The organism is Camelimonas fluminis, from assembly GCF_014656355.1.
GTDB classification, from domain to species: Bacteria; Pseudomonadota; Alphaproteobacteria; order Rhizobiales; family Beijerinckiaceae; genus Camelimonas; species Camelimonas fluminis.
On record NZ_BNCG01000004.1, the window covers coordinates 35,577 to 60,027 of the forward strand.

General features: G+C 65.5%; 22 protein-coding genes. 14 read left to right on the forward strand and 8 right to left on the reverse strand.

Features of this window, described 5'->3' with window-relative positions; all coding sequences use genetic code 11:
* Positions 1 to 39: 39 nt before the first annotated feature.
* From IE243_RS07285 to IE243_RS07295, 3 genes are all read right to left on the reverse strand, one after another.
* Positions 40 to 864, reverse strand: a complete 825-nt coding sequence (locus IE243_RS07285) for a transglutaminase family protein (RefSeq protein WP_191318703.1) — start codon at positions 862 to 864, stop codon at positions 40 to 42.
* A gap of 21 nt (positions 865 to 885) precedes the next feature.
* Positions 886 to 1,827: an alpha-E domain-containing protein gene (locus IE243_RS07290; RefSeq protein ID WP_191318704.1), complete on the reverse strand. Its 942-nt coding sequence runs from the start codon at positions 1,825 to 1,827 to the stop codon at positions 886 to 888.
* Positions 1,828 to 1,992: 165 nt separating this feature from the next.
* A complete protein-coding gene (locus IE243_RS07295) occupies positions 1,993 to 3,450 on the reverse strand; it encodes a circularly permuted type 2 ATP-grasp protein (RefSeq protein ID WP_191318705.1) in 1,458 nt (485 codons plus the stop codon).
* 266 nt (positions 3,451 to 3,716) lie between these two features.
* On the opposite strand from IE243_RS07295, the gene IE243_RS07300 reads away from it, so the two are divergent.
* The 4 genes from IE243_RS07300 to IE243_RS07315 all read left to right on the forward strand — a co-directional run bounded on the left by IE243_RS07300 (position 3,717) and on the right by IE243_RS07315 (position 9,990).
* Positions 3,717 to 4,748: an asparaginase gene (locus tag IE243_RS07300; protein ID WP_191318706.1), complete on the forward strand. Its 1,032-nt coding sequence runs from the start codon at positions 3,717 to 3,719 to the stop codon at positions 4,746 to 4,748.
* Between the two features lie 112 nt (positions 4,749 to 4,860).
* Entirely contained in the window at positions 4,861 to 5,721 is an 861-nt protein-coding gene (locus tag IE243_RS07305; protein WP_191318707.1) for a fumarylacetoacetate hydrolase family protein, read from the forward strand.
* Between the two features lie 196 nt (positions 5,722 to 5,917).
* Positions 5,918 to 9,466: an indolepyruvate ferredoxin oxidoreductase family protein gene (locus IE243_RS07310; RefSeq protein WP_191318708.1), complete on the forward strand. Its 3,549-nt coding sequence runs from the start codon at positions 5,918 to 5,920 to the stop codon at positions 9,464 to 9,466.
* A 347-nt stretch (positions 9,467 to 9,813) separates the two neighbouring features.
* On the forward strand, positions 9,814 to 9,990 hold the full coding sequence (locus IE243_RS07315) for a DUF1328 domain-containing protein (RefSeq protein WP_132005261.1): 177 nt from the start codon (positions 9,814 to 9,816) through the stop codon (positions 9,988 to 9,990).
* Between the two features lie 159 nt (positions 9,991 to 10,149).
* On the opposite strand, the gene IE243_RS07320 is transcribed toward IE243_RS07315, so the two are convergent.
* From IE243_RS07320 to IE243_RS23425, 3 genes are all read right to left on the reverse strand, one after another.
* On the reverse strand, positions 10,150 to 11,874 hold the full coding sequence (locus IE243_RS07320) for a sensor histidine kinase (RefSeq protein ID WP_191318709.1): 1,725 nt from the start codon (positions 11,872 to 11,874) through the stop codon (positions 10,150 to 10,152).
* A 637-nt stretch (positions 11,875 to 12,511) separates the two neighbouring features.
* Positions 12,512 to 13,075 (reverse strand): sigma-70 family RNA polymerase sigma factor, encoded by a 564-nt coding sequence (locus tag IE243_RS07325; RefSeq protein ID WP_191318886.1) that lies wholly within the window; start codon positions 13,073 to 13,075, stop codon positions 12,512 to 12,514.
* On the reverse strand, positions 13,069 to 13,212 hold the full coding sequence (locus tag IE243_RS23425; RefSeq protein WP_244642934.1) for a NepR family anti-sigma factor: 144 nt from the start codon (positions 13,210 to 13,212) through the stop codon (positions 13,069 to 13,071). The genes IE243_RS07325 and IE243_RS23425 overlap by 7 nt, the downstream gene beginning before the upstream one ends.
* On the opposite strand from IE243_RS23425, the gene IE243_RS07335 reads away from it, so the two are divergent.
* Together IE243_RS07335 and IE243_RS07340 are read left to right on the forward strand one after the other, a co-directional pair.
* Entirely contained in the window at positions 13,207 to 13,506 is a 300-nt protein-coding gene (locus IE243_RS07335) for a hypothetical protein (protein WP_191318914.1), read from the forward strand. The genes IE243_RS23425 and IE243_RS07335 overlap by 6 nt on opposite strands.
* 318 nt (positions 13,507 to 13,824) lie before the next feature.
* Positions 13,825 to 14,622, forward strand: a complete 798-nt coding sequence (locus IE243_RS07340) for a response regulator (protein WP_191318711.1) — start codon at positions 13,825 to 13,827, stop codon at positions 14,620 to 14,622.
* 175 nt (positions 14,623 to 14,797) lie between these two features.
* Here the strand turns inward: IE243_RS07340 and IE243_RS07345 are convergent, their stop codons facing one another.
* Both IE243_RS07345 and IE243_RS07350 read right to left on the reverse strand, forming a co-directional pair.
* The gene (locus tag IE243_RS07345) at positions 14,798 to 15,157 is read right to left on the reverse strand and encodes an ElaB/YgaM/YqjD family protein (protein WP_191318712.1); all 360 of its coding nucleotides are present in this window, start codon (positions 15,155 to 15,157) and stop codon (positions 14,798 to 14,800) included.
* A 118-nt stretch (positions 15,158 to 15,275) separates the two neighbouring features.
* Positions 15,276 to 16,307: a cysteine synthase A gene (locus IE243_RS07350; protein WP_191318713.1), complete on the reverse strand. Its 1,032-nt coding sequence runs from the start codon at positions 16,305 to 16,307 to the stop codon at positions 15,276 to 15,278.
* Positions 16,308 to 16,626: 319 nt separating this feature from the next.
* Between IE243_RS07350 and IE243_RS07355 the strand changes: the two genes are divergently transcribed.
* The 8 genes from IE243_RS07355 (at position 16,627) to IE243_RS07390 (ending at position 24,349) form a co-directional block, all read left to right on the forward strand.
* Positions 16,627 to 17,706 carry a sulfate ABC transporter substrate-binding protein gene (locus IE243_RS07355; protein WP_191318887.1) on the forward strand — a complete coding sequence of 360 codons (1,080 nt, stop codon included), beginning with the start codon at positions 16,627 to 16,629 and terminating at the stop codon, positions 17,704 to 17,706.
* A 162-nt stretch (positions 17,707 to 17,868) separates the two neighbouring features.
* Positions 17,869 to 18,735, forward strand: a complete 867-nt coding sequence (gene cysT / locus IE243_RS07360) for a sulfate ABC transporter permease subunit CysT (RefSeq protein ID WP_191318714.1) — start codon at positions 17,869 to 17,871, stop codon at positions 18,733 to 18,735.
* Positions 18,728 to 19,603 (forward strand): sulfate ABC transporter permease subunit CysW, encoded by an 876-nt coding sequence (gene cysW, locus IE243_RS07365; RefSeq protein ID WP_191318715.1) that lies wholly within the window; start codon positions 18,728 to 18,730, stop codon positions 19,601 to 19,603. Before cysT ends, cysW begins: the two co-directional genes overlap by 8 nt.
* Before the next feature lie 37 nt (positions 19,604 to 19,640).
* Positions 19,641 to 20,711 carry a sulfate/molybdate ABC transporter ATP-binding protein gene (locus IE243_RS07370; protein WP_191318716.1) on the forward strand — a complete coding sequence of 357 codons (1,071 nt, stop codon included), beginning with the start codon at positions 19,641 to 19,643 and terminating at the stop codon, positions 20,709 to 20,711.
* Positions 20,712 to 20,855: 144 nt separating this feature from the next.
* Positions 20,856 to 21,206 carry a DUF2849 domain-containing protein gene (locus IE243_RS07375; protein WP_191318717.1) on the forward strand — a complete coding sequence of 117 codons (351 nt, stop codon included), beginning with the start codon at positions 20,856 to 20,858 and terminating at the stop codon, positions 21,204 to 21,206.
* A gap of 164 nt (positions 21,207 to 21,370) precedes the next feature.
* Complete coding sequence (locus tag IE243_RS07380) at positions 21,371 to 23,032, forward strand: nitrite/sulfite reductase (protein ID WP_191318718.1); 1,662 nt, start codon at positions 21,371 to 21,373, stop codon at positions 23,030 to 23,032.
* Positions 23,016 to 23,831 carry a phosphoadenylyl-sulfate reductase gene (locus IE243_RS07385; protein WP_191318719.1) on the forward strand — a complete coding sequence of 272 codons (816 nt, stop codon included), beginning with the start codon at positions 23,016 to 23,018 and terminating at the stop codon, positions 23,829 to 23,831. The genes IE243_RS07380 and IE243_RS07385 overlap by 17 nt, the downstream gene beginning before the upstream one ends.
* Complete coding sequence (locus IE243_RS07390; RefSeq protein WP_191318720.1) at positions 23,828 to 24,349, forward strand: DUF934 domain-containing protein; 522 nt, start codon at positions 23,828 to 23,830, stop codon at positions 24,347 to 24,349. The genes IE243_RS07385 and IE243_RS07390 overlap by 4 nt, the downstream gene beginning before the upstream one ends.
* Positions 24,350 to 24,451 lie beyond the last annotated feature (102 nt).

Here is a 24,451-nt window from a genome sequence, read left to right on the forward strand (position 1 = left end):
CATTCCCGCGCCGGGAGGGAGACTCCCCGCAAATGTGACTCAGGACTGGGTCTGCCGCGAGGCCTGCGCGACGTGAAGCGCCACGTCAAGACTTTCCATCCCGCCGCCTGCGCGACTGCCGCGGATCGGCGCGGCGCCGTGGTAATCCAGCCCCACCGCCACCCTGACGTGAGCGTCGGTCGGGCAGATGCAATTGGCCGGGTCGAAGCCAATCCAGCCGACCTCCGGAACATGGGCCTCGGCCCAGGCGTGCGCCGCCTCCTGCTCCACCACGCCGTCGTTGCGGACGAAATAGCCGGAGACGTAGCGCGCCGGTATCTCCAGCGCCCGGCAGGCGGCGATGAACACATGCGTCAGATCCTGGCAGACGCCCTTGCCGAGAGCGAAGGCCTCGCTGGCGGTGGTGGCGGCGTGGGTGCCGTCAGTGTCGAAGACGATGCGGGCGTGGACGGCCGCCATCAGCTCATGCAACAGGTCGAGCGGCTTGAGGCCAGGGCCGGCGACCGCATGGGCGAAGGCGCGCAATTCGGCGCTGGCGTCGGTCAGCGGCGTGTCGCGCAGGAACAGCCCTGGCGGGAACCGCTCGGCCGCGCCGCGCAGGATGCCGTGGGTGTCGCTGGTCTGCGCCTCGCCGATCACGCTGATGCGGATCGACTGGGTTGGCCCCTCGACGCACAGGCGCAGCAGATGATTGCCCAGCATGTCCTCGTCGTGCCGCAGCCTGGCGTCCGGCTCGACGAGGACCCGCCAGGACATGATGTGCTGGCTGTCGTGCGAGCGCGGCGTCAAGCGCAACGCCTGGTGCACGCGGCGCGCCGGCAGTTCGTAGCCATAAGTGGTGGTGTGTCTGATGCGGATGCGCATGGGGCGCTCCTTCAACTCGGGTCAGGACAGCAGATACTGATTGGCCAGCGTGTTCCCAAGCCGGTTGTTATCTTTGATGAAATCGGTGATGAACTCGTGCAGGCCGCTCTGGAAAATGTCGCCGATGCGCAGGCTTTCCAGGCGGGCGAGGGTGTTGCCCGCCTGTTGCTGGCCAGGGCCGTGCTGGCCATAGGCGTCGGCGATCAGGTCGAGATTCTGCGCCAGATCGGCGTAACAGGCGGCGAGCGAGCGCGGCATCTGCCGGTTGAGGATCAGCAGGTCCGCCACCAGCCAGGGCCGGACGCTTTCCCGATAAACCCAGTGATAGGCGGTGAGCGCCGACACCTGACGCAGGATGGCGGTCCACTGGAAGTAATCGAGACTGCCGCCGATCCGCTCGTTGGCGGGCAACAGCAGATGATATTTCACGTCGAGAATGCGGGCGGTGTTGTCGGCCCGCTCGATCGCCGCGCCGATGCGGGTGAACCAGTAGGCGTCGTTGCGCAGCATGGAGCGGTGCATCGCGCCTTCCACGGCGCGGGGAGCCCGCTTGACCCATTCCAGAAATCGCAGGGTTTCCTCGCGCCCCATGTCGCGGTCGCTGATGGTTTTCAGCTCCAGCCAGGTTTCGTTGATCGCCTCCCACATCTCGCTGGTGATGGCCGTGCGCACCGCCCGGGCGTTGGCGCGGGCGACGGCGAAGCAATTGCGGATCGAGGAGGGATTGTCGCGGTTGAACAGAATGAAGTCGCGGGCGGTTTCCTCGCTGATGACGTCGTAGTGGGCGTGGAAGCAGGCCATGTCGCCGGAGGCGGCGACAGCGCTTTCCCACTCATTGCGGGGGCCATTGATGGAGGGCAGGCTGGCGAGGCGCAGCCCGGTTTCAAGGATGCGGGCCTGGAAGTCGGCGCGCTCCAGGTAACGGGAGGACCAGAAGAGGCTGTCGGCGGTGCGGGAGAGCATGGCGTGCTCCAGGCAGGAGTGAAACGGGCGCGTGGCGGCAGGAAGGGACAGCGTCAGATCCGTTCAGACAGCACCGGATTCTGGCTCCCCCCGTCCGGCTGGACGCGTTTTGCGCGCGGTTGGCGCGCTTGTTGTCACGAAAGCGGATTCCACCTGAAAACGCTCTCAATGCTCCAGCACCCAGGTGTCCTTGGTGCCGCCGCCCTGGCTGGAGTTGACCACCAGCGAGCCTTCCCGCAGGGCGACCCGCGTCAGCCCGCCCGGCACGATGCGGATCTCGTCGGAGCCGCACAGCACGAACGGCCGCAGGTCCACGTGGCGCGGGGCAACGCCCGATTCCACATAGGTGGGGCAGGTGGAGAGGGCGAGCGTCGGCTGGGCGATGAAGCCCTTGGGCGCATGGATCAGCTTGCGCCGGAAGGCCTCGATCTCGCTGGCGCTGGCGTGCGGCCCCACCAGCATGCCGTAGCCGCCGGAGCCATTCACCTCCTTCACCACCAGGCTCTCCAGATTGTCGAGCACATGGGCGAGAGCGTCCGGTTCGCGGCATCGCCATGTCGGAACGTTCTTCAGCAGAGGCTCTTCGCCGGTGAAGAAGCGGATGATCTCCGGCATGTAGCTGTAGATCGCCTTGTCGTCGGCGATGCCGGTGCCCACCGCGTTGGTCAGCGTGACGTTGCCGGAAAGATAGGCGTCCATCAGTCCCGGCACGCCGAGGATGGAGTCGGGCCGGAACACCAGCGGATCGATGAAATCGTCGTCGAGACGGCGATACAGCACGTCGACGCGCTTCGGCCCCTCGGTGGTGCGCATGTACAGCACGCTGTCGCGGACGATCAGATCCGAGCCCTCCACCAGTTCGATGCCCAGCTTGTCGGCGAGAAAGGAGTGCTCGTAGAAGGCCGAATTGTGCTGACCCGGCGTCAGCAGGGCCACGGTGGGATCATGGCGCGCGCCAGGCGGCGCCACCGAGCGCAGCGTCTCCAGCAACAGGCTGGGATAGGTCTCCACCGGCGCGATGGCGTTGCGGGAGAACAGGTCCGGAAACAGGCGCATCATCGCTTCCCGGTTCTCCAGCATGTAGGAGACGCCGGAGGGCGTGCGCACGTTGTCCTCCAGCACATAGAACGAATCGGCGTCGACGCGCACCACGTCGATGCCGGCGATCTGCACGCGCAGGTCGTGCGGCACGGCGCGCCCGGCCATCTCCGGCGCATAGGCGGGATTTCGCCAGATCAGTTCTTCCGGCACCACCCCGGCGCGCAGGCATTCCCGCCGCCCATAAATGTCGGAGAGGAAGGCGTTGATCGCCCGCACCCGCTGGCGCAGGCCGCGTTCGAGCTGCTCCCATTCGTGCTTTTGCAGGACGCGGGGAATGATGTCGAAGGGGATCAGCCGCTCGCTGGCCTGGGCGTCGCCGTACACGGCGAAGGTAATGCCCAGGCGGCGGAAGAAGATTTCGGCCTGGCTGCGCCGGGTTTCCAGCAGTTGTGGCGGCGCAGAACCCAGCCAGGCGTCGAGGGCGACATAAGCGTCGCGCACGCTCGCCGGGTTTCCTGCGCCACGGCGGAGGAAACCGTACATTTCGTCGAAGATGGCCGGGGCTTCAATGACGTCCGTCATGGCGTCTCCCTCCCTTGTCAGGCGGGCTGGCCAGGCCCGCGAGAGCGGGAACGTCGGACGGCTCCATGCGAAACCGCTGACGCGCCGCTGGATAGATCGTGTCATCATCATGGCGGGCGGTTTTGCGCCTGGGAAGGCTGAAAATGCGCTTCTGGCGGCGCCTCTGTCTGTTTTCTGGGCCGGATGCTGGGCGGAATGATGATATGTGCGCCAATTCCGCCGGGCGTCGTGATTCCACGGCGCGCTTTTGTCATGAGGCGCAACACATGAAACGGGCCACAGTCCTGCTGGTCGCCACCGGCGGCACAATCGCCATGACGCCGCGCGCCGATGGCGCCGGCGTCGCGCCGACCCTGGACGCCGCCGACCTGGCCGCCGCGGTTCCCAGTCTTGGGACGGCGGCGGAGGTCATTCCGGTCGCCATGGCGCGCAAGCCGTCGGCATCCCTGACCCTGGCGGACCTCACCGCCGTGGCGGCGCTGGCGCACGATCGTCTGGGCAGCGACGCCGACGGCGCGGTGATTGTGCAGGGCACCGACACCATTGAGGAAACCGCCTTCGTTCTCAGCCTGCTGCTCCCCGACAGCAAGCCGGTGGTGGTCACCGGCGCGATGCGTTCGCCCGCCATGGCGGGAGCGGATGGCCCGGCCAATCTGCTGGCCGCCGTCACCGTCGCCGCTGCGCCGGCCGCCCATGGCCTTGGCCCGCTGGTGGTGCTCAACGATGAAATCCACGCCGCTTTGCTGGTCCAGAAGGGCCACACGGCGCTAACCTCCGCTTTCGGCTCCCCCGGCTTCGGTCCGGTCGGCTTCGTCGCCGAGGGCCGGGCGCGCATTGTCTTGCGCCCGGTGGCGCGGCCGCCCCTTGCCGGACTGCTGGATCGGACAGCGGCGGACGTTCTCGCCATCCTGGCGGCGCAAGCGACGCCGCCAGCCGTGGCCCTGCTGCGCATCGGCCTTGGCGACGACGGCCGGTTACTGGCGGCGGCGCCGGATCTCGGATTCGCCGGCGTGGTGATCGAAGGCGCCGGGGCGGGCCATGTGCCGGAGCCCCTGGCTGACATGGTTTCACAGGTCGCCGCGCGCATCCCGGTGATTCTGGCCTCGCGGGTCAGCGCCGGGCCGGTGTTTGGCGCCACCTATGGCTATCCGGGGTCGGAGATCGACCTGTTGCAACGCGGCGTCATCGGGGCGGGGATGTTGTCCGGGCTGAAAGCGCGGTTGCTGCTGCAACTGCTGCTGGGCGTCGGGGCTGACGCCGGGCAGATCCGGGCGGCGTTCGCCGCTTATGACGACTGAACCGCCCCGCATCGCTACCGGCGGCTTGCCCGTCGTGGCGCGCCCTGTCAGGCTCCGGCCGCGCGGCGAGGGCAAATCGCCCTTGGGCTTGCTGGATGGAGACGGGAACGCCATGAGACTTGTGCGGTTTGGAGAGCCGGGCGCCGAAAAGCCCGGTCTGCTGGATAGTGAAGGCGCGATTCGCGACCTCTCCGGCGTCATTGCCGATATTGCCGGCCCCACCCTCGACCCGGCCGCCCTCGATCGTCTGCGTGGTCTCGACCCCAGCGCCCTGCCGCTCGCCCCTGAGGGTGCGCGCCTTGGCCCTTGCGTCGGGAGCGTCGGGCATTTCATCGCTGTTGGCCTCAACTACGCCGATCACGCCGCCGAGGCTGGCCTGACGCCGCCGGCGGAGCCAATCCTGTTCAGCAAGGCGCCGTCCTGCATTATCGGCCCCCATGACGATGTGACGATCCCGCCGGGCTCGACCAAAACCGACTGGGAGGTTGAACTGGCGGTGGTGATCGGCTCCCCGTGCTCCCGCGTCAGCGAGGCTGAAGCGCTCGAACATGTGGCCGGCTATTGCCTGTGCAACGACATTTCGGAACGCGCCTGGCAGAACGAGCGCGGCGGCACCTGGATGAAGGGCAAGGGCGCGCCGACCTTCGGTCCGCTCGGCCCCTGGCTGGCGACCCGTGATGAACTTGGCGACGCCAACGGCCGCGCCATGTGGCTCGATCTCAATGGCGAGCGCATGCAGACTGGCAATACCGAAAACATGATTTTTCGGGTTCCGTTCGTCGTCTCCTACATCTCGCAGTTCATGGACCTGCGCCCCGGCGACGTCATCGCCACCGGCACGCCGCCTGGCGTCGGCATGGGCCGCAAGCCGCCGCTGTTCCTGAAGGCTGGCGACCGGATGACCCTGGGCATCGACGGCCTCGGCGTGCAGGACCTGAACGTCCGCGATGCGTCCCGCCAGGCCGCCGCCTGACCCACGCCGGATTGCGCTGACCGCATGGTGGGGCTGGTTGTCCCCCCATGGCGACATTGACAGTAAATTGGAGGGTTTCTAGATTCTGTCCATGAGTGGTGGCCACAGCGGGAGATTTTCCGGGGCCGGATAGATCGCGACAGTCTGGTCAGGAAGGTTCCGTTGCGCAGGGCCGCCCAAAAAAGGGTGGAAGCCTATGGCCACGGACGCATCCGTTGTTACGTCACCTGCCGCCGCCAGCGGCGCCTCGCTGGAAAACGTTACGCTCAACGACAAATATCTGCTGCCCTCGGGACGAATTTATCTGTCCGGCATTCAGGCCCTGGTCCGCCTGCCGATGATGCAACGCCAGCGGGATCTGGCCAACGGCCTGAACACCGCCGGCTTCATCTCGGGTTATCGCGGTTCGCCGCTTGGGGTCTACGACAACGCCCTCTGGCAGGCGAAAAAACTTCTCCAGGCCGAGAACATCACCTTCCAGTCCGGCCTGAATGAGGACCTCGCCGCCACGGCGGTCTGGGGCAGCCAGCAGGTCGGTCTGTTCCCCGGCGCCAAATTCGACGGCGTGTTCGGCATCTGGTACGGCAAGGGCCCCGGCGTCGACCGCTCGATGGACGCGCTGAAGCACGCCAACTCCGCCGGCACGTCGAAATATGGCGGCGTGCTCGCCATCGCCGGCGATGACCATGGCTGCCAGTCGTCGACGCTCGCCCATCAGAGCGAGCAAGTCTACATGGCGGCGATGATGCCGATCCTCAATCCGGCCAATGTGCAGGAATATCTGGATTTCGGCCTGCGCGGCTATGCGCTTTCCCGCTACAGCGGCTGCTGGGTCGGCTTCAAGGCGATTTCCGAGGCGGTGGAAAGCTCCGCGTCGGTCTGGGTTGATCCCGATCGCATCCGCATCATCACCCCCACCGATTTCGAGATGCCGCCCGACGGCCTCAACATCCGCTGGCCTGACCCGCCGCTGGAGGCGGAGGCGCGCCTGCATGGCCCGCGCATGGAGGCCGTGGCCGCCTTCGCCCGCGCCAATCCATTCGATGAGATCGTGCTCGACAGCCGCGACGCCGGCGTGCCAGGGCGACTTGGCCTGATGACCACCGGCAAGGCGCATCTCGACGCTCGCCAGGCCCTGGCCGATCTCGGTATCTCCGATGACCAGGCCCGCGCCCTTGGCATCCGCATCTACAAGGTCGGCCTGACATGGCCGCTGGAGCGGGAAGGGGCGCTGCGCTTCGCTGAAGGTCTGCAGGATGTGCTGGTGATCGAGGAGAAGCGCGGCTTCATCGAAGACCAGCTCATCCGCTATCTCTACAATATGGACGCCGCGCATCGCCCGATGGTGGTCGGCAAGCGCGACGAGAGCGGCGCCATGCTGCTGCCAAGCGAGGGCGAGTTCAATCCGACGCTGGTGGCCCGCGCCATCGTCTCGCGCCTGCGGCGCATGGGGCACAAGGACCCGGCCCTCGACCAGCGCCTCGCCCGTCTGGCCTCCTTCGAGCAGATGGGCGCGACGCCCGCCACCAAAATGGCCCGCACGCCATTCTTCTGTTCGGGTTGCCCGCACAACACCTCGACCAATGTGCCGGAAGGCTCGCGCGCCATGGCCGGCATCGGTTGCCACGGCATGGCCTCCTACATTCCGGCCCGGCGCACCGCCACCATCACTCACATGGGGGCGGAAGGAACCAACTGGATTGGCCAGGCGCCGTTCACCACCGAGCCGCACATCTTCCAGAACCTCGGCGACGGCACCTACACCCACTCCGGCATTCTCGCCATCCGCGCCGCGGTGGCCGCCGGCGTCAACATCACCTACAAGATCCTCTACAATGATGCGGTCGCCATGACCGGCGGCCAGCACGCGGAAGGCGGCTATTCCGTCGGCGAGATCGCTGCCCAGGTGGCGTCCGAGCGGATTGCGCGCCTGGTTGTGGTGTCGGACGAGCCGGACAAATATCCGCCGAACGGCTACTTCCCGGCCGGCACGAAAACCTTCCATCGCGACCAGCTTGATCACGTGCAGCGTGAGTTGCGCGAGACCGGGGGCGTGACGGTGCTGATCTACGACCAGACCTGCGCCGCCGAAAAGCGTCGTCGCCGCAAGCGTGGCCTGATGCCGGATCCGCAAAAGCGCGTCTTCATCAATGATCTGGTGTGCGAGGGCTGTGGCGACTGCTCGGTGAAATCCAACTGCGTTTCGGTGAAGCCGCTGGAAACCGAATTTGGCCGCAAGCGGCAGATCGACCAGTCGAACTGCAACAAGGACTATTCCTGCGTCAACGGCTTCTGCCCGAGCTTCGTCACCGTGCACGGCGGCGGGTTGCGCAAGCTGACGAAAACCGGCGCGAGAACCAGCGTCGCCGATGATCCGTTCGCCGCCCTGCCGCCGCCCCAGCAGAAGCCGCTGGGCGAGCCTTACGGCATTCTCATCACCGGCATCGGCGGCACCGGCGTCATCACCGTTGGCGCGCTGCTCGGCATGGCGGCGCACCTGGAGGGCAAGGGCTGCACGGTGCTGGATTTCACCGGCCTGTCGCAGAAGAACGGCGCGGTGATGAGCCATGTGCGCCTGGCGCCGAAGCCGGAGGACCTGGCGGCGGTGCGCATCGCCCCAGGCGGCGCCGATCTGGTGCTGGGTTGCGACATGGTGGTGGCGGCCAGCCCCGCCGCCCTGTCGCGCATGGAGACGGGTGTGACCCGCGCCGTGGTCAACGACTACCTCCAGCCAACCGCCGGCTTTGTCATCAATCCGGACGTGGATTTTGAGCACGCCCAGATGAAGCGGGCGTTGCGTCAGGCCATCGGTGAAAAGGGCATCGACCTCGTCAAGGCCAGCGATCTGGCCACCGCGCTGATGGGCGACGCCATCGCCACCAATCTGTTCATGCTGGGCTACGCCTTCCAGCGCGGCCTGCTGCCCCTGTCGCTGGAGTCGATTGAAAAGGCCGTGGAGCTGAATGGCGCCGCCATCGACATGAACCTGCGCGCCTTCGCCTGGGGGCGTCTGGCGGCGCATGATCCGCAGGCGGTGGAGCGCATCGCCCGGCCGCTGCTGGCGACGCCGGCCCCGGAGGCGCCGGGCCTCGACGAGGTGATTGAACGACGGGTCCAGTTCCTCACCGCTTACCAGAACGCCGCCTGGGCGGCCCGCTATCGCGCTCTGGTGGAAGAGGCGCGCGTCGCCGAGCAGGCCCGCGTTCCCGGGCGGCAGACACTGACGGAAGCAGTGGCGCGCAACCTGTTCAGGCTGATGTCCTACAAGGATGAGTACGAGGTGGCGCGCCTGTACACGGACGGAACTTTCCAGGAGAAGCTGGGCAAGCAGTTCGATGGCGACTACCGTCTGCGCTTCCACCTGGCCCCGCCGCTGATCGCCCCGCGCGATCAGGAGACCGGCGAACTGAAGAAGCGCGAATTTGGTCCCTGGGTTCTGCCGGTGCTGCGCGTGCTGGCGCGCATGAAGGGGTTGCGGGGCGGGGCGCTCGATATCTTCGGCTATAGCCACGAGCGTCGCACCGAGCGCCAGCTCATCGCCGATTATGAGGCGATGCTGCGCGAGGTGCTGCGCGACCTGTCGCCAGCCAATCACCGCATCGCCGTCGATCTGGCCGCCATTCCGGAGCAGATCCGCGGCTTTGGCCATATCAAGGAGCGCAACCTGAAGGCCGCGAAAACCAACGAGGCGATGCTGCGTTCCGCCTTCGCCAACCCGCCGCCGCTGGCCCAGGCGGCGGAATAGGGGGGCGGGCGACTTCCCGGGGGGGCGGGCGCGCCTCCCGTCAGCAAGGCCCGCCAGACGCGGCGGGGCGCGCACGTCGGCGCGGCCTGGTCGCTCGTGTTCCGCTTCATTCATTTGAGGCATGTTGCACGTCGGTTCAGGCGGTTCCTTTACCAAACGGCGCCCACTTCTTTCGAAGATGTTCTGGCTGCACGCTGTTTCCGCCATCTGGTCATGCCGGCGCGAGGTGATCGCGCCGGTTTTGTTTTGCGCGCAATCACTCTGGAACCTTGAAGCAGATGAGGCGTTGATTTCATGCAGAACGCCAGTCGCGCGGCATTGCGTGACGCCGATATGAGGATACGTTCATGTTTGGCTGGGCCATTACTTTTCTGATCATCGCTCTCATCGCCGCTGTTCTTGGATTCGGTGGGATCGCCGGCACAGCCGTCGGCATCGCCAAGCTGATTTTCCTCGTGGCGCTGGTGCTCTTCGCCATTTCCGCCGTCGCGGGCATTGTGCGCGGCCGTAATCCTGGCATCTGAGGGCGAGCCGTTTCCGGGTAGCCATCAGGGCTGCCCGGCCAGGACGGGCCGGTTTCCAGGTTGGATGGTCGCTTCGCCGCCGCTCCGACCGGGCAAACCGGCCCGTTTCGTTATGTCTTGTTCAGGAGGCCCGTTGGGCAAGCGCAGCGACGTCTGAAACTACGCCAGATCCGGGGGGCCATAATCCTGCACCTGGACAGGCACGCTGATCGCCAGCGCGACGCGGCCGGAGGGCTGCGCGTCGCTCCTGAGGGCGGCGATGGCGGCGCCATCAAGTTCAACAGCATCAATCTGGTTGATGAAGGCCTGCTGCAACCGGCGTGACATCAGCAGACCCTGACGCGACGGGGCGATGATGTTGTCCCGGAGAGCCAGGATTATCAGGCGGACGTTCCCGCCCTGCGGAATGAACAGCAACCGGGACTGGCTGACGCCTGGCGCGCCGCCCGCCAGCAACGGCCATATTGCCTCCACAAGCAGCAGGGCCAGGGGGATCGCCCGGTCAAGCTCCAGATATTGCTCGTCGTGCTCGGCGTCGAGCGTGAAGCTGGTTTCGACCCCGGCAGGCGATCCGGCCGCCTGCTGGACATACATCAACACCTCATGCACCAGCGGGGTCAGGGGAGCCAGTCTGATGTCGCCATGGGCGAGCGCCAGCTTGTAGGCCGACGCCATGGCGTGCACCCGGCACTCGGCCAGGGCGAGCGCTTCATACGTTTCGCCGCTCTTCTGGCGTTTGGTCAGATTCAGGAAGCTGGCGATGACCTGAAAATTGTTTTTGACGCGATGATGCAGTTCCTTGAGCAGCGCGCTGCGCTGGTTGGCCACGGTGGCCAGTTCACGGGTTCTGGCCCCAAGCACCTCGGTCATCTGGTCAAAGGCCGTGGCGTATTGCTGAAGCTCCAGCGGCGCGCTGGAGGGCAGCTCCGCGCGCACGTTAAAGTCACCGTATGACAGCCGCTGCGCTGTCCGGCCCAAGCGACGCATCCACTGCAGGAACAGCCTGTCGATGGCCAGCCACGCCACGGCCATGACAATGGCGAAAATCAGCAGGGGAACGGCGAGGCCCGTCACGAGTTGCTGCTCAGCCTGGCCAAACGCCGGTTTTGCCTTGGCCGAGAAGACTTTCGCCACGCCAGGTTCGATGGGAACGGACGTGTAAGTGTAGTCGTCCCCGCCGCGGCTCCGGCCTGAGACCAGTTCATTTCGTGAAGCGAGAAATATCTTCTCGCGGGCGGGTAGCCAGCTGGTGTCCTCCTGGTCGCCGTTGTGGGCGATGATATGGAACCTGTCGTCGACTACGGCGAAGGGGCTGGAGCGCCCCTGTGGCGTGCGCTCGAGAAGATCGCGCATGAGTTCCTGGGAGGGGACTGAAAGCATTGTTTCAGCGCCGCCAAGCGTCGACACGACGCCCAGGTGGAATGGCGCGGTTCTGCTGGCGATGATCGTTTCCAGCCGGTTGTTCTCGCGCGGCGTCCCCGCCGGCGGCTCTTTCCTGGCGACGCCCGCCATCGCCGTGAGGTTGAAGCCGGCCAGCGCCGCCGTGTCTCCGGCGGCGCACACCAGCCGCCCGTCGCGGAAGAAGGCGTAGACAAGGACGCGTCTGTTGACCTCGTGGTAACGGGGAAGCGAGGCGCAGAAATGCTCGTCCCCCTCCCGGGCGGCGGAAGCGAGCAAGGTCGTGGCGACGACATTGGCGGCGTTGAGCGCGCCGCGAACCTGACTGGCGATATTGATGGCGGACTGCCGCTGATAGGCGTCGACGGTTGCGCTGACGCTACGATAGGCATGCCACGTCAGGCCGGCGGCGAGCACAACGGCCGGAAGCACCGCCAACCCGAACAGGGTCAACAATCTGGAACGTATGCTGGTTGCCCGCAGCATCCTGTCTCCGTCAGAACATTCCCCGGCGAAGTAAACGCTGCTCCGGGGGAAGAGAGATGATTGCTACAGGATGCAACATTCCCGTTATCGAAATCCTGCCGCGAAAATACTCGCCGAAAACGCCCGCCAAACGTGCTCTCGGGACGATTTCGGGAAATGGTCTGTTTTCCGGGGCAGCTGCCTCCCGGCAGGCCACATGACGTCAACGCCCGTGATCGCCGCCTTGTCAGGAAAAGGCGTCAGTTCAAACCGATGGGAAGGGGGGGCGATGTCTGTATGTTGAAATGTTCCTGACATTTGAGGACGCGTGGGCGCATGGCGGGTTACGCCAGTACATTTCGAGAACAGCGAATGCCTTTGATGGGAAGCGCGCGAATGGCGCGCCTACCAGGGGGCTGAAGCGTTTCCGGTGGCGCGCCAGCGACGCGGCCTGGCGTTTGGGTCACGCCGGAGCGCTTGCGGCGAAGCTGACGCCACTTTGTAGAAAGTGGCGCCTCAACGCAATCAGGCAGAACACAGCGCACGCGTTTTACTCTCAAGTATTTCCGGTGAAAACCAGTTCACAGAAAATATGCGGGCGCTTTCATTTGACGCATTCTGTTTACGAAAAATGGGGTCCGCCTTTCCCGGAAATGCTCTAGTCGGTTTTGACGCCGGCGCCCGCTCCGGCCACGGCGGCGAAGGAATCCGCGTCAGGTCCGAAGTCTGCTCCTGACGTCACCGAAAGCATCTCGCCAAGACGCGCCCGCGCGCGATTGATGCGGCTTTTGATGGTTCCGAGGGCGCAACCGCAGATTTCAGCTGCCTCCTCATAGGAAAAGCCTGAGGCGCCAACCAGAATCAGCGCCTCGCGCTGGTCATCCGGCAACTGGGCGAGCGCGCGGCGGAAATCCTCAAGATCCATGTGGCCGTGCTGGGGCGCGTGGACGGCCAGACGACTGGCGTGGGCGCCGTCGTCCTCCACTTCGCGCGACCGCTTCCGGAAGTCCGAATAGAACGTGTTGCGCAAAATGGTGAACAGCCAGGCCCGGATATTGGTGCCTTCCGTATAACCGTTCATGTTGGTCCACGCCTTGACCACGGTGTCCTGAACCAGATCGTCGGCGCGTTCGACATTGCCGGTGATGGAGATTGCGAATGCGCGCAGGCTCTGCAGCTCTGCCAGCAGCGCGTCTTTGAAACGCTCCGGATCTGTCACGATTCCTGTTCCTTGCCTGCGACCGGGGCGGTCTGGCGTCCATCGAGACTGGAGAGCAGGGACAGGAACCGGTCAGGCACCGGCAGGCGCACCACTTCATCGTAGACGGCGCGCAATTGCGAACCGATAGCCTGTTGCACCACATCGTCGCCAGCCGGCGCCTGAGCGCTTTCGTTTCGCCCGGCTTCCTGGCGTGCGGCGAGTGCGTCTACGACAGTCGCTGGCTTGTGTTGATCCATGTTGGCGGCTTTCTTCAAACAAAATGCAGCGTCATGGGAGTGCAGGTGATCCCGGAGCAATTAATGACGCGGGCAGACAAGGGGATGATCAGGGGCAATCGCCAGATTTTCAATATCCGCAGTATGATGATCGACAGGATAAAGTTCTCTCCGATGGCGGGTGACCACAATACCGCCAAATGGCCAATTTTCTGACCCCGGACATGGGGAATATACCCGGATAATGTTTGAGGCGCCGCTCGTCAGGGCGCGCGCCCTTACGTCCACAATGGACGTCGCCCCCTGCTGCTTCATCGCGTCTTTCCTTTCGCCGGCTGGACCTGTCGAAACACCGTCCATCCAGATTGACGGGCGCCAGATTCACGGGCGTCAGAACCTGAACGCGCAAGGGGTGTTCTGGTTCCGGAGAAAGTGTGGAACTATTGTTGGCCATGGTGGGTTACCATTTCACCAACCTACCGCCGTTGACCGCCATTGCGCTGTCCGGCGGCGCCCCACTCCGCGGAGCCCTCGATGTCACTTTCGCAAGAGATTGCGCCCCACCTGCCGTATCTGAGGCGGTTTGCCCGCGCCCTGACTGGCTCCCAGACAGCAGGCGACGCTTATGTCGTCGCGGCCCTCGAAGCGATTGTCGCCGATCCATCGGTGCTCCCGGCCGACGCCCGGCTGCGTCCGGCGCTGTACCATGTGTTCCTGAAAATCTGGTCGTCCATTGGCCCCAATCTGGAAGCCGCCGGCGAACTGGCCAATGCCTCTGTCGCCGAGCAGCGCGTCACAGCGCTGACGCCGCGCCCGCGCCAGGCGTTCCTGTTGCGGACGGTGGAGGGTTTCGCCCTGGACGAAGTCGCCGAAATCCTCGATATCCCGGTCGATGAAGCCGCTGATCTGGTGGCGGAAGCCGGCCGCGAGATCGCCGCCCAGGTGGCCACGGATGTGCTGGTGATCGAGGATGAGCCGATCATCGCCATGGATCTGGAAGGTCTGGTCGAGGATATGGGCCACCGGGTCGTCGGCGTGGCGCGCACCCACAAGGAAGCGGTGGAGCAGGCGCTCAAGCACCGGCCTGGTCTTGTGTTGGCGGATATCCAGCTGGCGGATGGCAGTTCCGGTCTCGATGCGGTCAACGAGATGATCGCCAGCTTCGCAGTGCCGGTTGTGTTCATCACCGCCTACCCGGAGCGCCTGCTGACCGGCGAGCGTCCGGAGCCTGCCTTCCTGATTACAAAACCCTTCCACATTGACACGGTGCGGGCGGCGATTTCACAGGCGCTGTTTTTCGACCGGCGCGCCGGCCAGCGCCCGGCGGCGTAAGCGGCCAGGCCCGGCGGCTGACAAGACCAGCGCCGGCAGACAAGGGCTTGCCGGCTCAGGCCGGGAAAAGCCAGGGACGAATCGAAAACCCGGGGCATTCCCCGGGTTTTGTATTGCCTTCCCAACTCTCGTTACGGGCGCCCGATGGCGTGAAGGCGACCCGCGCCGGCCATGGTCAACCCTCGTCTTCGCTCCTGCTGCTGCCGACCATCAGGCCGACGAGGAAGCCGATGCCCGCCGCAATGGCGATGGAAGTGGTGGGGTTCTGTTGCACCACGGCGCGGGCTTCCCGCACGCCGCCGCCGGCCTGGCCAAGCCAGTAGCGCCCCTGGTCCATGGCTGAATCCGCCGCCCGGGAAACAGAATCGCTGTCCGGCAGGCTGGCGCGCAACTGGGCGACATTGCCCCGCAATTTGTCGCCAGTCATGCCGGCGATGCCGGAAACCCGGTGGGCGATGGAGGCAATCTCCGAGCGGATGGCTTCCAGTTCGTCAGCCACGTCCTTCTTCTTGCTGTTTCCCAGCCAGGAACTCATGACGTTCTCCTCTGTCGGTTGCCGTCGCTGAGCCGCGACAGCCGCCATTCCCGGGCCGAACGCCCGTATGACGTCAGAGGAAAAACGTGCCCCTTGCCCGAATGTTCCGGCCGCCGGCTCAGACCAGCGGCGGCGTCACTGAGGCGGGGCGCTCCAGCCAGGGCGGCGTCGGCAGGCCTTTTTCGCGCAGGAACTCCGGGTTGAACAGCTTGGACTGATAGCGCGTGCCGTAATCCGCCAGGATGGTCACGATGGTGTGGCCGGGGCCCAGCTCCTTCGCCAGGCGGATGGCGCCGGCGACATTGATTCCCGATGAGCCGCCGAGGCACAGACCCTCGTGCTCCAGCAGATCGAAGATGATCGGCAGCGCTTCTTCGTCCGGGATCTGGTAGGCCGTGTCGATCGGCGCGCCTTCCAGATTGGCGGTGATGCGGCCCTGGCCAATGCCCTCGGTGATGGAGGAGCCGGACGCCTTCAGCTCGCCGTGGACGTAATATTCATACAGCGCCGCGCCCATGGGGTCGGCCAGCGCGATGCGCACGTTGGGATTGCGCTCCTTCAGGGCGATGGCGATGCCAGCCAGCGTGCCGCCGCTACCGACGGCGCAGGTGAAGCCGTCGATTTTGCCGTCGGTCTGTTCCCAGATTTCCGGGCCGGTGCCTTCAATATGGGCGACGCGGTTGGCGACATTGTCGAACTGGTTGGCCCAGATGGCGCCGTTGGGCTCGCTGGCGGCCAGCTGTTCGGCAAGGCGACCGGAAAGTTTCACGTAATTGTTAGGGTTTGAGTAAGGCACGGCCGGCACCTGCACCAACTCGGCTCCCAGCAGGGTGAGGGCGTCCTTTTTCTCCTGCGCCTGGGTCTCGGGAATCACAATAACGCTGCGGTATCCAAGGGCATTGCCGACCATGGCGAGGCCGATGCCGGTGTTGCCGGCGGTGCCCTCGACAATGACGCCGCCTGGCTTCAGCAGGCCCCGGGCCTCGGCGTCGCGGATGATATAAAGCGCCGCGCGGTCCTTGACGGACTGCCCCGGATTCATGAACTCTGCCTTGCCGTAGATGTCGCAGCCCGTGAGCTCCGATGCGCGACGCAGCCGGATGAGCGGCGTGTCGCCGATTGCGTGCAAGACGCTGTCAAAGCGCTTCATAACGCGTTTCCTGAAATTGACGCCGCCTGACCTGAGAAGTGCATTTTTTGCCGGAAGCCGGCCCAGGCGGGGAGGATTGCCGATGCAGATGCAGGGACTTTAGGCGCCGCGCGCCTCCGATTCAACGGCGAACTGTCGGAGCGTACGGGGATTGGCGTAATATACATTTTTTAATGTGAATTTTAGTTATTCACATTTTTCATGTTGCAATTCTGAAAAGGTTCGCGATGATACGTGGAAATTTCAGGAGGCTGACATGGCCATTCGCGGCGGTGATTTTTTTGGGTTGAAGCTCAGGGGCCTGGCTCTCCCGGCCCCCATGCTGCGGGGTGAGGCGGCCGGGGCGGCGCATCAGAAGGTCCGCGCGCGGCGCGGTTTCCACCTGGCCGCGCTGGCTGGCGTCGCCGTGCTGGGGCTGTCCGCTGCTGCGGGGCTCGTCAGCGGTTTCCCGAGGCCGGCGCTCGCCGCCCAGGCCATTCTCAATGTTTCCTACGATCCGACGCGCGAGCTTTACCGCGACCTGAGCGCCGCTTTCACGGCGGACTGGGAGAAGAAGGGCGGCGGCGCGATTCAGGTGCGCACCTCGCACGGCGGCTCCGGCGCCCAGGCCCGCACGGTGATTGACGGCGCTCCGGCGGACGTGGTCACGCTTGGCATCCCGTCGGATATCGACGCCATCGCCAAACTCACCGGCAAGATCCCGGCCGACTGGCGGGCGAAACTGCCCAACAACGCCCTGCCATATACCTCCACCGTGGTGTTCGTCGTCCGCAAGGGCAATCCGAAGAACATCCATGACTGGAATGATCTGGTGCGCGAGGACGTTGGCGTCATCACGCCCAATCCCAAGACCTCCGCTGGCGGTCGCTGGAATTTCCTCGGCGCCTGGGGATACGCGGCCGAAAAGTTTGGCAAGGATGACGCCAAAATCCGCGAGTTCGTCGGCGCGCTGTACAAGAACGTCAAATCGCTCGACACCGGCGCCCGTGGTTCGACCATCACCTTCGCCCAGCGCAATTTCGGCGACGTGCTGCCTGCGTGGGAGAATGAGGCCCACCTCATCACCAGCGAGTTCGGCAAGGACAAGTTCGACATCATCACGCCGAAAACCTCGATCCTCGCCGAGCCGCCGGTGGCGCTCGTTGCAGGCAATGTTGATCGCAAGGGCACCCGCAAGGAAGCCGAGGCGTTCCTGACGTTCCTCTACACGCCTGAGGCCCAGCGCATCATCGCGAAGCATCACTATCGCCCGTCCGACGTTTCGGCTCTGAAGCCGGAGGAGCGCCCTGTGGAGATCAGGCTGTTCCGCATCGAGGATCTGCTGGGTGGATGGGACGTGATCCAGAAAACATATTTCGATAACGGCGGCGTGTTCGATCAGCTGACGGCGCGCAAGTAACTTGCACGAGCCAAGTTTATGGCCAGGCCGGGACCGGCGGGAACTTCTCGCCGTCTTGCCATTGTGGTGCATTTTCATGCAGCCAGTGCACTTTTTCATACGCGGCGGCGTAGCCTTTACCTGTAAAATGGCAATTCCGGAAACCGCCGGGGGAACTGGATCATGAGCGTAGCAGCAGCGGCGGCGCCAGCGCGTCGTCCGTTCTTCCGCAAGACCGGCGCATTGCCAGGTTTTGGCCTTGCCCTTGGCTACGCCCTGACCTGGCTGGGCCTGATTGTCCTGTTGCCGCTGGCGGCGCTGTTCCTGCGCGCCTCCAGCGCCGGCCTGGCGGGCTTCGCCGCCACCCTGTCGGATCCGCGCGTCCAGCACGCCCTGCTGATCAGTTTCGGCGTCTCGGCGGTAGCGTCCATCGCCGCGTCGCTGGCCGGCCTCGTCATCGCCTGGGCGCTCACCCGCTATGATTTTCCAGGCCGCCGCGTCATCGACGCGATGGTCGACCTGCCGTTCGCGCTGCCGACAGCGGTGGCCGGCATCGCCCTGGCGGCGCTGTACGCCCCGGATGGTCTGCTGGGCGCGCCGCTGGCCAGGCTCGGCTGGCAGGTGGTCTACAACCCCATCGGCATCTTCATCGCCATGGTTTTCATCGGTCTGCCCTATGCGGTGCGCACCGTGCAGCCGCTGATCGCCGAACTCGACCGCGAACTGGAGGAGGCGGCGGCGACCCTGGGCGCCAGCCGCCTGCAGACCGTGTTCCAGATCCTGGCCCCGCCGCTGATCCCGGCGGCGCTTACCGGCCTTGCCCTGGCTTTCGCGCGCGCCCTTGGCGAGTACGGCTCGGTCATTTTCATCGCCGGCAACCTGCCGGGCGTTTCGGAAATCGCGCCGCTGCTGATCGTCATCAAGTTGTCGGAGTTCGATTACACCGGCGCCACCGTCATCGCCGTCATCATGCTGATCATGGCGTTCCTGGTGCTGCTCATCATCAATCTCATCCAGGCCTGGAGCCGGCGGAGAATGGGCAATGCCTGATCCGGACCTGCAGCGAGACCGTGTTTATGTGTCCGACAGCGTGGTGACCGAGGCGCCATGGGCGCGGGCGGTCATCATTGCCTTCGCCGCGATTTTCCTCGCCCTGTTCCTGTTGCTGCCGCTGGGGCTGATCTTTCGCGAGGCGCTGGCGAAGGGCATTGGCGCCTATTGGGAGGCGCTCACTGATCCCGACGCCGTCACCGCCATCCAGCTCACCCTGCTGGTGGCGGCCATCGCCGTGCCGCTCAATCTGGTGTTCGGCGTCGCCGCCTCCTGGGCGATCGCCAAATTCGATTTTCCGGGCAAGAGCTTCCTGATCACTTTGGTCGATCTGCCGTTTTCCGTGTCGCCCGTGGTGGCGGGCCTGGTTTACGTGCTGTTGTTCGGCGCCCAGGGGCTGCTGGGCCCCTGGCTGCAATCGTGGAACATCCAGATCGTCTTCGCGCTGCCCGGCATCGTGCTGGCGACGGTGTTCGTCACCTTTCCCTTCGTGGCGCGCGAGTTGATCCCGCTGATGCAGGAACAGGGAGCCGCCGATGAGGAGGCGGCCCTGACCCTCGGAGCCAGCGGCCTGCGCGCTTTCCTCACCGTCACATTGCCCAACATCCGCTGGGCGCTTCTGTACGGCGTGCTGCTCTGCAACGCGCGCGCCATGGGCGAATTCGGCGCCGTGTCGGTGGTGTCCGGTCATATCCGCGGCCTCACCAACACCATGCCCCTGCACGTCGAGATCCTTTACAATGAGTACAATTTTGTCGCAGCCTTCGCTGTCGCCTCGCTTCTTGCGATCCTCGCCCTCGTCACCCTCATTGGAAAGACCTTCCTCGAGTGGCGCTACGGCGAGGCCATCGCCCACGGGCGCCGCTAGTCCCGGTTCGCCGGGCGGCCACGAACGGAGCAGGCCAGTGGACATCCGCGTGACCGACCTCGCCAAGGAGTTCGGCGGCGCGCGCGCCCTGCGCGGCGTCAGCCTGCACGTCCGCTCGGGCGAACTGATGGCGCTGCTGGGCCCCTCCGGTTCGGGCAAGACCACGCTGCTGCGCATCATCGCCGGCCTGGAGACGGCCGAGCGCGGCAGCGTCTTCTTCGGCGACACTGACGCCACGCGCCTGTCGGTGCAGCAGCGCCACGTCGGCTTCGTTTTCCAGCACTACGCCTTGTTCCGGCACATGACGGTGGCTGACAACATCGCCTACGGCCTGCGCGTCCGCCGCCGTTCGGAACGGCCGTCGCGCGCCGCCATCAGCGCCCGCGTCGAGGAACTGCTGGCGCTGATGCAACTCGAAGGCTACGGCGGCCGCCATCCGGCCCAGCTCTCGGGAGGCCAGAAGCAACGGGTCGCCCTGGCCCGGGCGCTCGCCGTCGATCCGCGGGTGCTGCTGCTGGATGAGCCGTTCGGCGCCCTCGACGCCAAGGTGCGCAAGGACCTGCGCGCCTGGCTGCGGCAGATTCACGCCCAGACCGGCCACACCACTGTGTTCGTCACCCACGACCAGGACGAGGCGCTGGAGCTGGCCGACCGCGTCGCCATTCTCAACAGCGGCCGCATCGAGCAAGTCGGCGCGCCCGACGAAATCCATGAACAGCCAGCCTCGGCCTTTGTCGCATCCTTCGTCGGCGACGCCGCCCGCGTGCCGGTGCGGGTGCTGGGCGGCAAGGCGATGTTCGGCGAAACCGTGCTGGAAGCGCCGGGGCAGGCGATGGCCGATGGCGCGGGGTGGCTGTGGCTGCGGCCTTATGATTTGCGCCTGACAGGGAAGGGCGCGGCTGTCGTGGCTGGCGAGCCGGCCGGCAAACTCGACGGCGTCATCGTCGGCGTGCGCCGCACCGCCAACGGTCGCCGCGTCGAGGTCAGGCTGCAGGACCTGGACGTGATTGTCGAGGCCGACGCTCCGGCCGGGCTGTCCTGCGGCCATGGCGAGCAGGTGTCGCTGGCCGTTCTTGGCGGCCGGATTTTCCCTGACAATGCCAAATAACACAAAATATTTATGTTAAATAACGTATTGTTACATCATCAGGCGTAAAATATTTTGCTATCCCCCTTGTCATGGGGTATTGGCGGGTCCAGATTGAAACCTGTCCAGTGTAGACAGGCGCCGGAACGTCAGGGGATTGAAGACATGAAGAGGGCGGCCAAAGGGCACGCGTTGCAGGTGGTCACCGCCAATGCGCTCAGAAGCGGCTCGGTGGTGTTCCGGACGATCAGGGGCGACTGGTCCCTGGATATTGCGGATGCGGCTGTCGCAGAAACCGCAGAAGCCGGCGAAACCCTGCTCGCCGCCGCCACGCAGGACGTGGCGGCTGATGTGGTTGTCGAGACTTATCTGGTGGATGTCGAGCGCCTGGAAGGAGGACCACGCCCGCTGCTGTTGCGCGAGCGCATCCGCGCCCTGCGCGGCCCGACCATCACCGAGAACCGCACCCTGCCGCCGGCTTCTGTCGAGGCCGGCCTGCTAAAGGCGGCCTGTTGACGCGTCTGGTCAGCTCACGCGTCTTGCCCGTTTAACGCGCCCTGCCTGGAGCGGATCGCCGCTCAGCATGATGCAGACGCCAGAACCCGGAATTTTGGGACTGGGAGCGCTTCCGCAGCCTGAACTCAGGCCGAAGCGGCGCCAGCCATTCAGGACACGAAGCCATGTACCGTTATGACGAATTCGACCGCCGCTTCGTGACGGGCCGCGTCGACCAGTTCCGTGACCAGGTGCTGCGCCGCCTGTCCGGCGAACTGACCGAAGACCAGTTCAAGCCATTGCGGCTGATGAACGGCGTCTATCTTCAGTTGCACGCCTACATGCTGCGCATCGCCATTCCCTATGGCGGGCTCAACGCCGCGCGCCTGCGCAAGCTGGCCGACATCGCCATGAAGTACGACCGCGGCTTCGGGCACTTCACCACGCGCCAGAATTTGCAGTTTCACTGGATCGAACTGAAGGACGTGCCGCAGATCCTCTCCGACCTCGCCGAGGTCGAGATGCACGCCATCCAGACCTCGGGCAATTGCATTCGCAACGTCTCGGCCGATCATTTCGCCGGCGCCGCCGTCGACGAGATCGCCGATCCGCGCCCCTATGCCGAAATTCTGCGCCAGTGGTCGTCGCTCCACCCCGAGTTCACCTACCTGCCGCGCAAGTTCAAGCTGGCGGTGAGCGGCTCGGCGCATGATCGCGCCGCCATCCAGGTGCACGACATCGGCCTGCAGATCGTTCGCAACGACGCTGGCGAAACCGGCTTCACTGTTTATGTCGGCGGTGGTCTCGGCCGCAGCCCGTTCATCGGCAAGAAGGTGCGCGACTTCCTGCCCGAGGCGGAGTTGCTGAGCTATTGCGAGGCGATCCTGCGCGTCTACAACATGTTTGGCCGCCGCGACAACAAGTACAAGGCGCGCATCAAGATCCTGATCCACGAGGCGGGCGTCGACGAAATCCGTCGCCAGGTGGAGGAGGAGTACGAGCAGATTCGCGGCAGCCGCCTGACCCTGCCGAAGGCTGAGCTTGATCGCATCGCCGCCTATTTCGCCGCGCCGACCTTCGAAGCCTTGCCGGATCATTCGCAGGCCCATGAGCAGGCCCTGGCCGGCGATCGCGCCTACGCCGACTGGGTGGAGCGCAACGTCTCGCCGCACCGTCAGCCCGGCCACGCGATCGCCACCATCGCCCTGAAGGCGGTGGGCGAGGTGCCTGGCGACATCTCCGCTGACCAGATGCGCGTGGTGGCCGACATCGCCGAGCGCTATGGCCATGATGAGGTGCGTGTCAGCCACGAGCAGAACCTGGTGCTGCCGCACCTGCGCAAGGATGACCTGCCGCAGGTGTTCGCCATTCTGCAGCAGGCGGGCCTGGCCTCGCCGCACGCCGGCCTGATCACCGACATCATCTCCTGCCCGGGCCTCGACTATTGCTCGCTGGCCAACGCCCGTTCGATTCCGGTGGCCCAACGCATTACCGAGCGCTTCGCCGACCTGAAGCGCCAGCGCGACATCGGCGACCTCAAGCTGAAGATTTCCGGCTGCATCAACGCCTGCGGCCATCACCACGTCGGCCACATCGGCATTCTGGGCGTCGATCGCAAGGGTGAGGAATTCTACCAGATCACCCTGGGCGGCTCCGGCGACGAGAACTGCTCGATCGGCGGCATCGTCGGCAAGGGCTTCTCCTCCGATGAGATCGTCGACGCCGTCGAAAAGATCGTCGACACCTATATCGCTTTGCGCGTCAGCCCGTCCGAAAGCTTCCTTGAAGCATTCCGGCGGGTGGGCGACGCCCCGTTCCGCGAGGCGCTTTATGCCGAGGCTGCCTGATCCCGCCGTGGCGGCCGCCATGGCCGCCACGTCCATCGACACGGCGTCCATCGACACCGTGTCCGCCCCGTCGTCGCGGGCTGAGGAACTGGTTCGCGAGGCGGCGGCGCTCGACGCCCGCCATGCCGGCGCGACGGCGGAGGAGTTGCTGCGCCTCGCCCTGCGCGAGCGCGTCGCCGGCGCGGTGGCGCTGGTCTCCAGCTTCGGCGCTGAATCGGCGGCGCTGCTGCATCTGGCGGCGCAGGTTGATCCGGCGGTTCCGGTGATTTTCGTTGATACGCGGCGGCTATTTCCCGAGACCCTGGCCTATCGCGATCGCCTCGTCGCCATGCTCGGTCTTGCCGACGTGCGCAGCGTCAGCCCTGACGACGCTGCCGAACAACGGCTCGATCCGATCGGCGCGCTGTTTGCCCGCGACACCGACGCCTGCTGCGGTTTTCGCAAGGTGGAGCCGCTGGACGCCGCGCTGAAGCCGTTCCACGGCTGGATCAGCGGCCGCAAACGCTACCAGGCCAGCAGCCGCCACGACATTCCGGCCTTCGAGGCCACGGCGACCCACATCAAGGTCAACCCGCTGGCGTCCTGGTCGATGGCCGACATCGCCCATTACATGCGCGCCCACGCGTTGCCGGCTCACCCGCTGGTGGCCAAGGGCTATCCCTCAATCGGCTGCGCGCCCTGCACCTCGCCGGTGGCGGAAGGGGAAGACCCCCGCGCCGGACGCTGGCGCGGCCAGGACAAGACCGAGTGCGGCATTCACGTAAGCCCCGCGGGAACAATCACAAGGAACAAGGCATGAGCGGTCTCGTGAAGAATGGCGCGGTGATCGCCGACGTCTGGAGCCGTCCGGCCGCCGGGGATGCGCTGCCGACCGATGCGCCGGTCGTGGTGTCGAAGGCCCGTTTTCTTGCTGAATCCGGCGATCTGCGCGGTCGCAACGCCCCGCTCGGCCTCAGCCTGCACGCCGGCGATACGCTTGATGGGCTGGAGGACGACCTGAACCGCTTCGCGCTGATCGCGCTTGATTTCCCCGCCTACACCGACGGCCGCGCCTATTCGCTGGCCCGGCTGTTGCGCGAACGGCACGGCTATACCGGCGATCTGCGCGCCGAGGGCGACGTGCTGTGGGACCAGATTCCGCTGATGAAGCGCTGTGGCTTCGATGAATTCGCCATCCGCGACGACCGGGTGCTGAACGCCCTGGTCGAGGGCCGCATCCATGACGTGCCGGTGCACTACCAGCCGGCGGGCCGCGATGACGTCGAGATCCAGCCGCCAGGCACCCGGCCGTGGTTGCGACTGGAGCCCGGCGCGTAACGAAGACGGCCGCCTGAGAAACGGCGCGCCCGCGCAGCTTGCTGCGCCTGAAGATCGAGGACGCCGCCCGTCGCGACGTCACATGCTGGAAAAAGGCGGCGG